This is a genomic window from Embleya sp. NPDC025285 (assembly GCF_055558835.1).
Genome location: NZ_JBVHLU010000040.1, coordinates 71,262 through 86,081, shown reverse-complemented (window position 1 = coordinate 86,081; position 14,820 = coordinate 71,262). Strand labels below are relative to the sequence as shown.

Below are 14,820 nucleotides of genomic sequence, written 5' to 3'. Positions count from 1 at the left end.
CGTCAGCCACGACCGTTCATGATCGCGGCTCCGGTGACCCTCCGTGGCTCTGGCACGGAAATTGATCCAGAACCTCAATTCAACCGTTGCCGACAGCGATCGGGGTAGCGGGCCGACACGTCCGGGTCGCGGCGGGGTCTTCGTGCGCGTGCCGCCCCTCACACGCGCGAGCGGGTGGCCGCCCCGACCCGGTCTCCGAACGCGGCCGGAACATGGTGAAGGAGCCCGGCTGCGAGAGCGAATCGGGGTCCTGGTGTCGCCGGACGCCGAGGCACAGCCCGCACGGCCACCACGAAGGAGGTGTCTTCAGCAAGCTCGGCTGCCGCCCAAAGGCCCTCGCACGGACGCCTGGTCAAAGAAATCCGGCGCACGCCCGGGTGAGGTGCGTGGTGCGGGCGCCCCCGTCCACTCGTGAGCGGATCACGATGATTCACGCCTCTGTCGGCCCAATCGCCCTGGGCCTCGACGACGAAGCCCAGGAGGTTACCTGCGCGGTGCGTGACACGATCGCGTGATGTTCACCGAGGGGATCGCACGCGAACTTGTGACGGCGGAGATCGCGCAGCCGGCACGTCGCCGGTTGTGCCGAGTGCCCACAGCCGCACCGAATGTGCGCCGACCAGGGATCGCGTGGCCGGAGCGTCGGTTCGCCACGGTCGGAGCGGGCACCGTGCGCCCGGTGAGGTCTGTGTGGTCACGACGTGGGCGGCTCTTCAGTGGGGGTGGGGTCCTCGGCCGATCGGGGGCGGCCGGGGGCGGGACGGGGGTGCACGGGAACGCCGCGCAGCCATAGGCGGACGCCCTGGTAGCGGATGTGGAGGCTGACGGCCCAGGTGGCGAAGGGGTGGGTGAGCGCGGCACGCAGCAGGGCGGCGGAGCCGGCGGGGCGGCCGGTGCCGTGGACGGTGGCGGTGAAAGCCCGGCCTCCGGCGCGTTCCAGGTGGACGGTGAGGTGGAGATACTCGCCCGGCTCCGGCAGGGTCATCCGGTAGTGGCCGTCGACCGGGAAGAACGGCGAGACGTGGAACTCCTTGGGGGTCCGGGTCCTGCCTGCGGGATCCGGGCGCAGCAGGTAGCGGTGCCGGTCGCCGTAGGTGTTGTGCACCTCGGCGACCGTGCACAGTGGGCGGCCCGCGTCGTCGCGACACCAGTACACGGTCAGCGGGTTGAAGACGTACCCCAGGGAACGGGCCTGGGTGAGCATCAGCACCCGGCCGTTGCCGAGCCGGACGCCTCGCGCGGCGAGGTAACGGTCCAGGTCCTGTCGGATCGTCAGCTCGGGGTGGGCGGCGTCCGCGGCGTGGTCGCTCGGGCGGAATCGGGCCAGGGGCCGTAGTGGCCAGGGCACGGCGGGAAGCCGGTCGGGGTCGACCAGCCACAGGTATCCGCGGTGGTGGAAGGCGTGTCTGCGGGGCGTGGTGCGCACATGCGTGGTGCGGGTGTCGTAGAGGACGGCCCCCCAGCGTCCGGGCAGGGTGTTCACGACGCCCTCACTCCCAGCAGGGCCCCGGCCGCCTCGACGCCGGAGCGGCAGCCGTCCTCGTGGAAGCCCCAGCCGTGGTAGGCGCCGGCGAACGCGGTGTGCCCGGTGGTCAGTTCGGGCAGGCGGCGCTGGGCATCGAGGGTGCTCGCGGTGTAGATCGGGTGCTCGTACAGGGTTCGGGAGAGCACCAAGTGCTCGGGGATCGGGTGCCGTGGGTCCTCGTTGAGGGTGACCAGGTAGTCGGTACTGGTGTCCAGGCGCAGCAGGCGGTTGAGGTGATAGGTGAGTTGCACCCGGTCGGAGGGTGCGGTGCAGTGGGGCATGCGGTAGTTCCAGGAGCTGCGGGCCGGCCGCGCGTCGGGCAGGAGCGAGGGGTCACGGTGCAGCACGGTGGGGTTGTGCGAGTAGGCGAAGGCGCCGAGGATTTCGCGCTCGTTCGGGGTGGGATCGGCGAGCAGGCGTAGTGCCTGGTCGGCGTGGGTGGCGACCACGACGGCGTCGGCCCGGGTGCGGTGTCCGTCGTCGGTGATCACGGTGACAGCGTCGTTGTGGCGGTGTACCGCCCGGACGGGGGTGGAGCGGTGCACGGCAGTGAGGCGTTCGGCGATTTTGTCGACGTAGGTGCGGGAGCCGCCGACGACGGTGCGCCAGGTCGGTGAGCCCGTCACGCCGAGCATGCCGTGGTTGGCGAGGAACACGAACAGGTAACGCGCCGGGTAGTCGCCGGCCAGATCGGGGGCGCAGGACCACACGGCCGAGACCATCGGGGTGACGAAGTGGTTCACGAAGTAGGGCGAGAACCGCTCGGCCGTGAGGAATTCGCGCAGGGTGGGGTCGCCTGCCGAGGGGTCGGCGAGCAGCCGGCGGGCGAGCCGGTGGAAGCGCGGCACCTGGGCGAGCAGGTGCAGGTAGCGGATGCGCAGCGCGGCACCGGGCCGGGCGAGCAGACCGGCGGGGCCGCGCGCGCCCGCGTACTGAAGACCGCACCCGTCGCAGTGCACGGACATGCTCATGTCGCTGTCCTGGGTGCGGACTCCCAACTCCGCGAAGAGTCTGGTCAGGTGGGGGTAGGTCCGCTCGTTGTGGACCAGGAACCCGGTGTCCAGGGCCGGCTCCCGCCCGTCCGGTTCGATGGTCGTCTGCGTGTGGGCGTGGCCGCCCAGGCGGCCGTCCGCCTCGAACAGTTCGACCTGGATCCCCGCCCGGGACAGCCGATACGCGGCGGTGAGCCCGGCGACGCCGGAACCCACCACCGCTACCCGGCGCATAGGCGCGCCGGTGCGGGCGGGTGGGGTGTTCTGGGTGGTGGAGACGGTGTCGGACATCGATGCGTGTGCTCCTCGTCCGGGACCGCGACACGGTCCCCTTTGTCTTGTCGCCCGTACCGGTTCTCGGGGCGCGTACGCGGATGGATCGACCGGCTTGCCCGCCGCGCGGATCGGAGGTGGTATCGGCCGCCCCGGTCGATTGCGATGCGGCCGATGCGTCCCCGATCCCGAGACCGACGGAAGGCTTCGAGAGCGTGGATGCCTTCGACCGGGTGGGGGAACTCAGTTCACAACGGCCCGCTCCAGACGGTCGACGGCGCTCAGTCCCCCGACGGCTGGGCCTATCGGGCACACGACCATCGAGGCGATCCCGATGCGAGGGCTGCATGCGCGCCGGCTTCCTTGCCACTCGGCGGGGTTCGCCGGCGGGACGCCGATACCGGTCGACGCCTTGCCCTCCGGGGCCTCGGCGGGAGGGCACCCGTGCCCGACTACGAGGCGGCTCGGCTTCATGGTGCCCTTCCGCGTCGGCAACATTTCGGGTCCCTGCGCCACACGCGTCTCCGCGGTGTCGGCGGCAAGCGCATCGACCAACCGCCTCGACTCGCCCACGACGGAGGTCCGCGCTGCCCGGACGCCTCGTGGCGCCTGTTCCGATATTCGCAACCTCTCACTTAAAGCACCAAACGCAACGTTTATGCATCGTATGGGAGCAAGGTGCCGGCGTACGCACGGCGGCCCGCCCCTGCGGGGAGCACATGCACCGGGTCGGCTGCGGGGGCCGGAGAGTGACCGGGTGGGCCGCCCGAAGCGCTTGGAGTCGGTGGGGAGGGGTGCTGGGGCATCCGTTTGCTCCTGCGTTGCAGGCAGACGCCGCTCATTCCGAGCGCAACCCCAGTCATGGCCGTATGCCGCGATCGGGCCGCGCCCATGGCCTCGTCCCGTTCGGCGGGTTCACGCGCCGTCCCCGCGAGAACAGGAGCGGCCCCGCCCGCCCAGGATCCGCATGCGCACCGACCGAGCACGAAGCGGTGAGCCGGCGCTGCGGCAGGGTATTCCGAACCCCACAGTCGACGCCGGCGAGGGGTCCCGCTGTGAGCGTCGTCGACCCGACTCGCAGAACGGGGCGAACCCATGAAACCGCGGAAGGAACTGCCGGCCGACCACCGTCGGGCAGCCGACCGCCCCACCGCGGCGGCCGTGTCGGGCGCCGGCACCCAACCGATCGTGCTGCCCGGAGGCGCGGCATGAGCGGGCCACGTCCCCACTGGATCTTCGGCGGCCGGCCTCCTGCGCATGCGCCGAAGAAGATCTTCCGTCCACCGGCGCGTGAACGTCCGACACGACGACGATCTACCAGATCAGGACCACCTTGACGACGAAGCTACGATCGCGGGTCAAGCGTCCCGACCTGGTGAACCGGGTGGGGACTCGGGGTTGTCCGCCGCAGGTGGTGGGCTGGGCTGCTCGGAGTCGGCCCGTTGTTCGTCGGTCTGTTCGACAACGCCTGTCGGGGCGGGCCTTCTGAGGCTGAGCACCACGGAACCTGTCAGGACGACGACGATGATTGCGAGGCTGATCGGTGAGGGGACTTCCGGGATGCCGGGGCTGATCATCTTGTGGGACGCCTGAAGGATGAGCTTGACGCCGATGAAGGCGAGGATGATCGCCAAGCCCGTGCCCAGGTAATGGAAGCGGTCCAGGAGGCCGGCGAGCATGAAGTAGAGGGCCCTCAGGCCGAGGATGGCGAACGCGTTGCTGGTGTAGACGACGAAGGCGTCGTCGCTGACCGCAAGGACGGCCGGGACACTGTCGACAGCGAAGATCAGGTCGGCGGCCTCGATGGCCACGACCACCGCGAGCAGTGGAGTCGCCACCCTCTTGCCGGCTTCCCTGACGAAGAACTTCGCCCCGGCGTACTCGTCTCGGACCGGGACGACCTTGCGGAGCATCCGCACGGCGAAGCTCTTGCCCGGGTCGAAGCTCTCATCCTCGCCCTTGAGGAGTTTGTAGGTGCTGTAGAAGAGCACCGCCGCGAAGGCGAACAGCACCGCGGTGAAACGGCTGACCACGGCCACGCCCAGGGCGAGGAAGATCCCGCGGAAGACGAGTGCGCCGATGACGCCGAAGAACAGCACGCGGTGCTGGTGGGCGCGGGGCACCTTGAAGTACGCGAAGATCACGGCGAAGACGAACAGGTTGTCGACCGACAGGCTCTTCTCCAGCAGCCAGGCTGTCGTGTACTCGGTGCCGGCGGTGGTGCCGAGGACGAGGAAGACGACCACGCCGAAGATCAGGGCGAGACTCACCCACAGGCCGCTCCAGGCAGCTGCCTCCTTGAAGCGGATGACGTGCGCGGTGCGGTGGGAGAGCAGGTCCACCACCAGCGATACGACCACCGTCGCGGCGAACGCCACCCACAGCCAGAGCGGGACCTCAAGCACGCCGACCACCTCACTATGGCCCGCGCGAAATACGCCGGCCCCTACACGGGAGTGTCCGGCATTGCGCCCCCCGGAGCATGTGGGCGGGCGAAGTCGGCCGGAGGCATGATGTGAGCAAAGGCGGTGGTTTTTCACAAGACGCGTGATGGCGCGAAGTCACCCACCACCTCTGCCAAGCTGGGGACTCCGCTCCCTCGGCTTTGTCTGCACCCCCAAGTACCACTACGCCGCAGGTGTCCATTTTTGACCGCGGCACGCGTCTACGAAGGCACGGTCCGGATCCGCCACCTTGACGTCGGAACCGACGCCAACGCCTCACCGGTGGGCCGCGACGGCCTGGTACGTCGACTTCACAGCGACGCTACAGGAGGGTCAGCCGAGCTACGGCCGGAAGGGATGGCAGGACGATCTTGTCCGTCCCGCAGTACCGGGCACAATGCTGCGGCCCAGAGTCGGCCCGAAAGCAACGCCGGCATGAACCCACACCGCCGCGACCGCCTTGCCGGATCCCGACGCGACCGCGACCGCCGCAGCCGGAACGGTGCGCTCGCCGACCTGCCGATCGTCGACGACCCGGGCGGTGTCTCGGCGACCGACGCGCGGGCGATGTCGAAGGTCCTGTTCGACCGGCTGCGGGTGTTGGAGGAGGGCACGCACGAGTACCAGTGCGTGCGCAACACCCTGGTCGAACTCAACACGCGTGCCCGGGACCTCGACGTGCCCGGCGAACGAGGACTCGTTCGCCATCAAAAGGGGGGTGGTCCCCGGTTTCGAGCGCGAGCGGGTTGTGAGCACGATTCCGAGGCCGGGACCGATTTCCCGTCTCGGTTGATCTTGCCTGGCTGCAATGCCTGGCCTGCTCGGGTGCAATCCGTGATGAGACCGTTCGGCGACCCGATCGCAGTCGACGTTGTCGGGTGGGATTATGTCGCCGCAGTTGTCTCATGTGACGTTGTCGGCGGGCGGAATTTTCGCGGCCTGACCGGCTGGGGAGTGTACTGCCGCGCACGAAGGCCGGGAGCCCCGTTGCGGGGCCATGAAGACGGTAACGGGGCTCCAGTTGCCACTGATCGGTGATGTCGAGCCACCGCTCGACGACGGCTGCGCGCACTTCTCGTTTTCGCGGTTGTAGCGCAGGTCGAACGAGGAGACCCGGCCGCCGTCCGACACTACGGTGCCGAACTCGCTGTCGCCGTCGGGAAAAAGGTAGACGAGAACCGTATCGGCCGGGCTGAGTCCGCGCTCGTTCAGCAGTTCCCGCAGACGTACCCACAAGCCGTACCGGCTCGTCCGCATCAACTGGGTGCAGTTCACGTTGATCGTGCTCGGTGAACGTTTTCGGCCGGCTGCGCTGCCCGGCAGGCAACTTGCCAACGCCCGCCGGCGCTCACGCGCTTCGGACACCATCGGCGCTTCGGGGCGTGCCCGCTCGATGGGGATGAACGGCGCGTGGTCGGACGCCGCGACGCTCGGATGACCGCGTGCGGTGTGACCGGCTGCGGCGCGACGGCTCTTGTGGGAGCAGGGCAAGGGGCCTACGAGGCATGGGCCTTTCGGATCGAGATCATGCCCTCATCCTGCCACCCGGCTCCCCCGAAACGAGGCGGCCGGCAACAACGTTCGAGACCAGAGCAGTTGCGTGGGCGTGCCGTCGTCGATCGCGGTGATGGTGGCTTGGCGTACGAGGCGGGTGAGGCTTCCGATCCGTCCGGCGGTGCGCCGGTGGAGGTGGGAGGCGAGGCGGGGGAGTGTCCCGGGTCGGTGTGTGTTCAGGTCGAGGGCGGTTTGCACTCCGGTGATCAACTCCTTGAACGGTTCGCGTTTCCCCAACCGTGCGGGGAACGCCCCACAGTCGATCAGCGAGGCCCGTCCGGCGAGTTGTGCCCCGCGTAGCCCGCCGAACAGCGGTGTGGCGGTCACGTCGATGCTCGCGTACACGAGCGTCGTCCCGATGCGTTCGGTGAGGTCCTTCAGCAAATCGGCGGTCTCCGCGCCGGTGGTGGTGCGCGGGTTGAGGCGGTGGATTTCGTCGATCGCGACCAGCCTCACTCCCGCCTCGCGGTAGGTGTGGCACACCGCGTCGACGATCCGCGCCTGGGTCATCCTCGCGGTCCGTGTGCACACCCGGCTGAACCTGGGCAACACGCGGGCACTGCTCGACCCGGCCCACAACCGCGAGTGGGACGACGTCGACGGCGCCGAACGCCCGTCGCCACGGCCCTCAGGATCTTGCGCGTTGCCCGGTGAGGTCGAGGACGAGCTCTGCGGCGGGTCGCCGGATGTCGACTGGTCGGTCGAAGTCCAACCAGTCCAGGGTGACGCCGTCGCCCTTCGCGTCGGTTGCCTCGACCCGAATCGGCAACGGCGGTCCCTCGGTCGGGAAGTACAGCGTGGCCGTGCCGAGGGATTCGTCCGGCTGCGTGAGCACGATCATTCGGCGACCGTTCACGACGGCATCGGGTCTGCGAACACTCTCCTCCATGGCGTCGCCCAACTTGCGTACGTCCGCCAGGTCGACCAGTTCCACCGGCCGTTTGCGGAGCGGGCTGCCCGCGGGCACCACCACGTACTTGTCCGCGAACTGCGCGGCACGTCCGGAATCGACCAGCCGAGCCTCACTGTTCCAATAGTTCGCGTTGCCCTTGAAGTACATGTCCGAGTCGACGGTGAGCACCTCCACCGACACCCCGACCGCTTCTTCCGTCAACACGAGCGTGGAATTCCCGCTCGCGAAGTCGCCACGCAACTCCACATGAAGAATCCGGCCACGCATGCGGATTTCGGCCCGGGCGTGCGTCCCCCGCGTACTCGTCGTGGCCAGGCGGATCCGGGTGAACAGCACACGATCACTCACCGTCGAATTGTCACCGGACGCCGATTTCGAGCTCTCGGCATGCGAACGCCCGGACGAATCGGGTGTTTCGGCACACCCGCCGAGAAATACCATCGCCAGCGCCACCACGGCGGACGCGCATCGCACCGACGCGATTCGTACTCGTCTCGACAAGAGAATCCCCCTTCCGCTCCCACGATCCCGGCCCCCACCGATCACGTCTCGCGTACATGATCGCGGGCCCGGCACACAGGAGTTCGGCGGGGTCCGCATCACCGACAGGATGGCGATCGCCGCTGACAGGCAGGGAGTGAAGATCATCCGGCACTGGCACGACGAGCCCTTCGACACGGTCGACCAGTAACGAGCCGAGCGTCGCCACCACGCCCGCGACAGGTCGGGGTCGACGACCGGTCGGCCGCCGGGTTTCACCGGGGTCTCGGGGACAAGCGCGGTCTCGTCGACATGCCACATGGCGTTGGCGTCGGCCTCGCGCCATGACATGCCCGCGAACCACTCCGGCTTCGCGATCCCCGTCAACACGGCCGCGCTCTCGACGCCGTTCCAGCCCTGACCGTCGATGCGCTTTAGGGGACGGCGCTCGATCCGCACCCACGTCCCCCGATCCGTGGCGGCCCCCACCGACCGCCGCTTGCGCACAACCGAACCCCGGTCCAGCCGCACCCGCAGGCCGTGGTCGACCAGATCCAACGCTTGCTCGACCGACTCCACCCGCAGGTCGACGACACTCCCAGATCGCATGCGGGTGGTTCGGGGGTGGGGCTATTCGGGCTGAGCGTTGCCGGCGTCGGTTGTGGGGGATAGGTCCGGGGTGAGGGGGCGGGCAGGGATGGGGCTGGCAAAGACGATGTTGGTTGTGACGTGGCCGAAGACGGCGATCCTGGTCGAGATGGTCTCCAGGTCTTCCATGGATCGCGCCGCGACCCGGATCAGGTAGCAGTCCTCGCCGGTAACGTGGTGTGCCTCCAGGACCTGCGGGGTGTTTCGGAGCATGTCCAGGAAGGCGCTCTTGGCGGCGCCGCCGAAGCGGAGGCGGACGAACGCGGTCAAGGGATGGCCGATCGCGGCCTGGTCGATCACGGCTCGGTAGCCGCTGATGATTCCGTGATCGGTGAGCCGGCGCAGTCGGTCCGCCGTGGACGACGGGGACATGTTGATCTCACGGGCCAGCTCGGCCGTGCTCATACGGCCGTCTCGCTGGAGCAGGGACAGGATCGCCACGTCGGTCGAATCGATCGCCTGCCGTGGATTCGACGCCATGACGCGGACGATACCGCAGGATGCGAGTCCGTGAAGGGTCGGATGCCGGTGATCGCGTGTTCGTTCGTCGGGCCGTCCCGACGACGATGGACGCTGGTTCGGCGATCCGTCGGGCCGGTGATTCGAGGGGAGGAACGGACTCGTGATGAAACACCCGCGCGCCGACGGCAACGCGTTCCTCGCGTTGGCGGCGATCTGTCTGTCCGCGTTGATGTTCGGGCTGGAGATCTCCAGCGTCCCGGTCGTCCTGCCGACGTTGCAGACCGTTCTGCACGGCTCGTTCTCGGACACCCAGTGGATCATGAACGCCTACACGATCGGTGTGACGACCGTGCTGATGGCGACCGGGTCTCTTGCGGACCGGTTCGGCCGCAAGCGAGTCCTCGCGGCGGCGGTGGCGGCGTTCGGTGCGACCTCGCTGGTGTGTGGGCTCGCGACGACGACACCGCTCCTGATCGCCGCCCGCTTCCTCCAGGGGGCGAGCGGTGGGGCGATGCTCATCTGCCAGATCGCGATCCTGGCCCACCGGTTCCCGGACGGGCGGGCGCGGGCCCGGGCGTTCGGCGTCTGGGGCATCGTCTTCGGCGCGGGGCTCGGCCTCGGGCCGGCCATCGGCGGTCTGATCGTCGAGGTCGCCGACTGGAGGTGGGTCTTCCTGGTCCACGTGGGGATCGCGCTGCTCACACTGCCGCTTCTGGCGTGGGGCGTCCGCGAGTCCCGCGACCCGCACGCGACGCGCGTGGACGTGCTCGGCCTGGTGACACTGTCGTCGGGCATCTTCGGCCTGGCGTTCGTCATCACACGGGCCCCGACGTCGGGCCTCGCGAACCCCGCGATGACGATGGTGCTCGGCCTCACCCTGATTTCGCTCGTGGGCTTCGTGGTGGCCGAACGGGTCGGTCGGCACCCGATGTTCGACTTCGCCGTCTTCCGCAATCGTCGCTTCTCGGGCGCGTTGCTCGGCTCGGCCGCGATGAACTTCAGTTTCTGGCCGCTCATGATCTACCTGCCCGCGCACCTCGAACACGGCCTCGGGCACGCGGTCGTGACGGCGAGCACGGCCCTGCTCGCGTACACGCTGCCCACCCTGGTGCTGCCGCCGCTCGCGGAACGCCTGCTGCTCCGGTTGCGTGCGGAAGTCGTGATACCCGCGGGGCTGTTCGTCATCGGGTGCGGATTCTTCCTGATGTGGATCGGCAGTGGCACCGACAACCCGACCTGGGCCGACCTGTTGCCCGGCATGACCGTGGCGGGCATCGGACTCGGGCTGGCCAACACGCCCGTCACCAACACCACCACAGGTTCGCTGCCGACCGCGCGCGCCGGCATGGCCTCGGGCCTCGACATGACCGCCCGGATGACGTCGCTCGCGATCAACATCTCCATGATGGGGCTGCTGCTCACCGCCGGTGTCTCCGCCTACCTGCGCGCGCATCTGCCGGAACGCCTGCCCACCGCGCGCCTGCGGTCGCTGACCGAGCGCGTGGCCAACGGCGACGACGCGGAGGATCTGCGGAGTGCCTTCCCCGAACTGCGCCGACTCGACCCGACCGACACGATCCGGGCACACGCGCTCATCCAGGGGTTCGAGCTGATCACCCTCTACGGCGGCATCGCCGTGTGGCTTTTCGCCGCGGCGAGTTGGGCGTTGTTCCGTTCGGCGCCGAGCCGGGAGAAGGAGGGAGTCGAGGAAGCGGAGCAGATGGAGGATGTGGTCGAGGCGGGCCCCTCGACCGAAGGTGAGGGGATTGGGAGCCGGGCGACTCCGGGAGTTCCGCGGTCGGTGGGAGCGCCGTGCGGGTTGGAGGGCCGGGGGTGTTCGTGAGGCGGGAGTCGCCTTCCTCGGGGGTGTGAGTCTGCGTCTGGGGGGTGGTGGTTGGTCGTTGGTCGAGTTGATGAGTGCTGTGGGGGTTTGTGTGCTGGTCGGGGTGTGGATGACCGTGATCGTTTCGACTGTCGCGGGCGTGACCACCGAGTAGCACATGCGACGAATAGGAGCGACCGGCAGTAGGCCGTGCATTGTCGGGAAACCGGATGGGTCGCGACGAAGCGAGCAAGAGGCTCTCATGATCACGGGCGTGTTGACGTTTTGTGGCCGCGAAGGACCTCTCACCCGTGTTGCGTCATCTCTGTTCGGAGCGCGCCATCCACGCCTCGGCGGCGGCATGATTGAGGTCCTCATGAAACGAGTACTCGACCGGTCACCGGCCTCGGCGCACCGTGTCCTGCTCCACGGCCCAGGTCCGCAGCCCGGTCACGGCCTCTTCCCGTGACAGCGGGCTGCGTTCGAGATGCAGATCTTGTAGATGGCGAGTGGCCGCACCGATCAGTGGGCCCGGAGGCAGGCCGAGCAGCTCCATGATCGCCCTACCGCCCAGAGCCACCGGAACGTTTGGGAGCCTCCTGTATTTCTCGCACTCCGCAGCAGCACGCGCTGTTCTCTCGTGCTCCGCGAGCTGCTCCTCATGCCACTCGTCGTAGGTTGCCGCCCATCGAGCGGCCCGGCCGGCCAACTGCCAGCCGTCCACGTCCTGTTCCCAACCAAGCCCCACCTCCAGGAACAGGTCGTCGTGGGAGCTCGCTTCTTCGGAACTGCTCGGAACGACATCGAGTAGGGCGAGCGCGGCATTGATCGGCCAGTCTTCCCGCGGGCCGGTGAAGACCCGGGTATGGGCCGGACCCCACACCTTCGCGCCGGTTCGCCACACGGCAGCGGTCTGGTATCCGTGTCCCCCGTGGAAGTCAGCCTCCACGTAGGCGATCGGCCCGCCCCGGGACCAGTCGCTCAAGGTCTGCTCGAAGGCCGGGGACATCACTGTGAATGGTTGACCAGACCCGGCGCCGTCCTGACCGGTGGGCAAACCCGCCGGCTCCTCGAGGAGCTGTTTGGTGACGGGCACCAGCCCCATGCGCTGTCGGAGCGGGGCGACAACCGCTTCCCGAGTCCCGGCAGTCCGGCTCCTGAGCAGGTCGAAAACCCCAATGACGGCGTTGAGCTGGTACGGCATTCCAGCAGGGTAGCCGCACCGCCGCCGCACGGAGTTTCGATTGGTTGATCGACCACATCGACAAGAACTCCGGGCCCGCACCGGCACGGCCGGTCCACGACCAAGCCGTCCACCTGGCCGACCGTGCGACGCAAGCATCCACGTCCGCAAACTGGCGAATGGCGAAGTGGTTGCTCGTATGTGGACCGATCGGCGTGACTCCCCGGCCGCCTACCGCACGCACTCGACCGACGAGGGCGACGTCACGCCCGACGCCGTCCTGCAAGCCGACCTGAGCGCACTTCGCCCTGCAGTCGGTTCACCGCGTCGGGCTCTCCGGTGGGATCCCGCGGCCGGCCACGCCGGGGGCGGCCCGCAGGGGGGTCCACTCGGGGACGTGGACGACCCAGGTCGAGTCGGTTGCGGTGCCCGGGACGACGTGGCGTCGCCATGTGGCCGCCCACGCCGGTGGGGCGGCCCCGTTCTTGGTCAGCAGTGCCGAGGGCACACGGTACGTCTCGGCGATCAGGTGATCGCGGGTGTGCGTCGCGTTGTTGCCCGACGGCGCCGCCGAGGCGCATCCGGCGTAGTAGGCGATGGGGATCGCCTCGGTGCCGGTGAGCAGGCAGGGCGGGCGGATGCCCGCCGCGCGCGCAGTCCGCGCGATCCGTTCCCAGTCCCGACGCGTCTCCCGGTGACTGTCCGCCCAGTGCGCGGTGATCAGTACCTGGACGGCGAGGTGTCCGGCGAGCGCCACACCGAGCGCCGCCCCCAGGACGAGTCGGGGCCGCCGACGCCCGAGTCGACCTCGGACCACGTTGATCACCGCGAGCAGACCCCAGACCGCGGGCAGCGCGAGCAGGGCGTAGGTCGGCAGCAGGAAACGTGGCGCGGAATAGTCGATGAGCAGGACGTAGGTGACGGCCAGTGAGACGCCCACGGCACAGGGCAGCCAGGCAAGCGCCGACAGCCGCGCCCGCCGCGCGGCCCACACGCCGGCGATCACCAACACCGGCAGGGCGCACCACCACACGAGCGCCGGGGCGGCTACCGAGTCGCCGGTACAGGGTCGGCACAACAGCGGCCCGTCCAACGCGGAAGCGGTCTCGCGAAGTGAGAAGGTCAGCCCCGTACCGCCCTGGATCTCGCCCGCGCGGTGCACCCGTTCGAGGATCCCGCCGAACCGAAGATGCGCCTCGACCAGCCAGGCGAGCACGCCGGCGAACGATCCGCCCACGATCACCGCGAACAGGTCCGCCCGCCGCCACGCCGGGACCGCGAGCGTGGCGACGATCAGCGGCAGCGCCAGCCAGAAGGCGTCGCCGGGCCGGACCAGACCCGCGACGGCGAGCGACCCGGCCAGTGCGAGCCGCCCGTGCCCACCCCGAGCCACCCACAGGTACCAGCCGACGGCCGAGACCCCGGCCATGGCCGAGTAGTGGTTGGGCATCGCCGCGCCCGCGTAGAACAGCGTGATCCACAACGTGGCGTAGCCGCCCACCGCACCGAGCACGACCGCCGGCCGGGGCACCAGTCGCAACCACGGCAGATACCCGAGAAACAGCGCCGTCGCGGCCGCCCCCGACAGCCAGTACCGCAGCAGAACCGTCGAATCGGTGACCATCACCACCGGCGCGACCAGCAGCGCCACGCCCCGGGACCGGGGCGCGCTGAAGAACGCGGCCGGCGTGCTCGGGGCGTACTGGCTCACATAGACGATCTCGTCCCACCCCAACCCCATCTCGGGAGAGGTCAGGGCGAGTCCGCCGGCGGCACACACCACACACACGAGCCCCAACACCAGCGGCGACCGAAGGGCAATTTGCGACATTTAGCAATCTTGATCCCCGATATCGCAAAACAACCCAAAAGCCTCGTAAGCCATTCGGGTACGGCCGCGACCGTTACCCCGGGTGTCAGTAGGAACCGTGTCACCAGCCGCCAACGGCAGTGATCTTGCGAGGCATCCCTCGTGCGGGTGAGCCCCTTGGCCGTACGGCTGCGGTGTGTGAGCCCGCGCGAGGACCATCCACGAACGTGGCCCGTACGCCGTTGGACCTGGACGAACCGGTCGAGCACTGGACGCTGTTGCAGGACGAGCAGGCGCTTGTGTCCGGCAAGCGGGGTGTGACGCGGCTGGGCTTCGCCGTGCTGCTGAAGTTCGGCGGCAGTACGGCAGGTTTCCGCGGGGCCGGGTCGAGTTGCCCGGTGAGGCCGTGGGGTTCGTCGCCCGGCAGGTTCGGGTTCCTCCTTCGGAGTCGGATTCCTACGACTGGGCGGGCCGTACGGTCGAGCACCACCGCGCGCAGATCCGGGAACACCTCGGGTTCCACGTGCGCCCATTCGGCGAGGTCGACCTGAACATGGCCGCCTGCCTCGATCTCGCGGCGGCCACCGTGGCCGCTCCCCGTGCCGCGGGCGATTGAGGAACCGGCGGCGGAGCGATCGCGCGCGTGAGCCGGCCGGCCCCCACCGCACCCACATCTCGGAATCCGGCGAATCGAGACGCGCCAGGGGCGGTGGG

General features: G+C 69.1%; 11 protein-coding genes and 2 pseudogenes. 4 read left to right on the top strand and 9 right to left on the bottom strand.

Translation table 11 applies throughout. The features are described 5' to 3' along the window. Nucleotides 1-694: 694 nt before the first annotated feature. The 3 genes from ACZ4FV_RS26145 to ACZ4FV_RS26135 all read right to left on the bottom strand — a co-directional run bounded on the left by ACZ4FV_RS26145 (nucleotide 695) and on the right by ACZ4FV_RS26135 (nucleotide 5,195). On the bottom strand, nucleotides 695-1,483 hold the full coding sequence (locus ACZ4FV_RS26145; protein ID WP_465323360.1) for a DUF1365 domain-containing protein: 789 nt from the start codon (nucleotides 1,481-1,483) through the stop codon (nucleotides 695-697). Further along, nucleotides 1,480-2,808 carry an NAD(P)/FAD-dependent oxidoreductase gene (locus tag ACZ4FV_RS26140; protein WP_465323359.1) on the bottom strand — a complete coding sequence of 443 codons (1,329 nt, stop codon included), beginning with the start codon at nucleotides 2,806-2,808 and terminating at the stop codon, nucleotides 1,480-1,482. Before ACZ4FV_RS26140 ends, ACZ4FV_RS26145 begins: the two co-directional genes overlap by 4 nt. A gap of 1,340 nt (nucleotides 2,809-4,148) precedes the next feature. Continuing rightward, complete coding sequence (locus ACZ4FV_RS26135; protein ID WP_465323358.1) at nucleotides 4,149-5,195, bottom strand: TerC family protein; 1,047 nt, start codon at nucleotides 5,193-5,195, stop codon at nucleotides 4,149-4,151. A gap of 474 nt (nucleotides 5,196-5,669) precedes the next feature. Here ACZ4FV_RS26135 and ACZ4FV_RS26130 point away from each other — a divergent pair. Beyond that, a pseudogene (locus ACZ4FV_RS26130) lies at nucleotides 5,670-5,891 on the top strand (RNA polymerase sigma factor SigF); the annotation flags it as partial. A gap of 246 nt (nucleotides 5,892-6,137) precedes the next feature. On the opposite strand, the gene ACZ4FV_RS26125 reads toward ACZ4FV_RS26130, so the two are convergent. The 3 genes and pseudogenes from ACZ4FV_RS26125 to ACZ4FV_RS26115 all read right to left on the bottom strand — a co-directional run bounded on the left by ACZ4FV_RS26125 (nucleotide 6,138) and on the right by ACZ4FV_RS26115 (nucleotide 8,049). After that, nucleotides 6,138-6,725 carry a hypothetical protein gene (locus ACZ4FV_RS26125; protein ID WP_465323365.1) on the bottom strand — a complete coding sequence of 196 codons (588 nt, stop codon included), beginning with the start codon at nucleotides 6,723-6,725 and terminating at the stop codon, nucleotides 6,138-6,140. A gap of 114 nt (nucleotides 6,726-6,839) precedes the next feature. Then, nucleotides 6,840-7,307, bottom strand: a pseudogene (locus tag ACZ4FV_RS26120) (ATP/GTP-binding protein); the annotation flags it as partial. Between the two features lie 109 nt (nucleotides 7,308-7,416). After that, entirely contained in the window at nucleotides 7,417-8,049 is a 633-nt protein-coding gene (locus ACZ4FV_RS26115) for a hypothetical protein (protein WP_465323357.1), read from the bottom strand. Here ACZ4FV_RS26115 and ACZ4FV_RS26110 point away from each other — a divergent pair. Continuing rightward, the gene (locus ACZ4FV_RS26110) at nucleotides 8,027-8,392 is read left to right on the top strand and encodes a hypothetical protein (RefSeq protein WP_465323356.1); all 366 of its coding nucleotides are present in this window, start codon (nucleotides 8,027-8,029) and stop codon (nucleotides 8,390-8,392) included. The genes ACZ4FV_RS26115 and ACZ4FV_RS26110 overlap by 23 nt on opposite strands. A 419-nt stretch (nucleotides 8,393-8,811) precedes the next feature. Here the strand turns inward: ACZ4FV_RS26110 and ACZ4FV_RS26105 are convergent, their stop codons facing one another. Next, a complete protein-coding gene (locus tag ACZ4FV_RS26105) occupies nucleotides 8,812-9,309 on the bottom strand; it encodes an Lrp/AsnC family transcriptional regulator (protein WP_465323355.1) in 498 nt (165 codons plus the stop codon). Between the two features lie 145 nt (nucleotides 9,310-9,454). On the opposite strand from ACZ4FV_RS26105, the gene ACZ4FV_RS26100 reads away from it, so the two are divergent. After that, on the top strand, nucleotides 9,455-11,134 hold the full coding sequence (locus tag ACZ4FV_RS26100; protein WP_465323354.1) for an MFS transporter: 1,680 nt from the start codon (nucleotides 9,455-9,457) through the stop codon (nucleotides 11,132-11,134). A 376-nt stretch (nucleotides 11,135-11,510) separates the two neighbouring features. Here the strand turns inward: ACZ4FV_RS26100 and ACZ4FV_RS26095 are convergent, their stop codons facing one another. Together ACZ4FV_RS26095 and ACZ4FV_RS26090 are read right to left on the bottom strand one after the other, a co-directional pair. Next, nucleotides 11,511-12,317, bottom strand: a complete 807-nt coding sequence (locus ACZ4FV_RS26095; protein WP_465323353.1) for a hypothetical protein — start codon at nucleotides 12,315-12,317, stop codon at nucleotides 11,511-11,513. A gap of 298 nt (nucleotides 12,318-12,615) precedes the next feature. Further along, nucleotides 12,616-14,127 carry a hypothetical protein gene (locus tag ACZ4FV_RS26090; RefSeq protein ID WP_465323352.1) on the bottom strand — a complete coding sequence of 504 codons (1,512 nt, stop codon included), beginning with the start codon at nucleotides 14,125-14,127 and terminating at the stop codon, nucleotides 12,616-12,618. 196 nt (nucleotides 14,128-14,323) lie between these two features. Here ACZ4FV_RS26090 and ACZ4FV_RS26085 point away from each other — a divergent pair, with 196 nt between their 5' ends. Further along, nucleotides 14,324-14,722 carry a DUF4158 domain-containing protein gene (locus ACZ4FV_RS26085; protein WP_465323363.1) on the top strand — a complete coding sequence of 133 codons (399 nt, stop codon included), beginning with the start codon at nucleotides 14,324-14,326 and terminating at the stop codon, nucleotides 14,720-14,722. The last annotated feature ends 98 nt before the right edge of the window (nucleotides 14,723-14,820 follow it).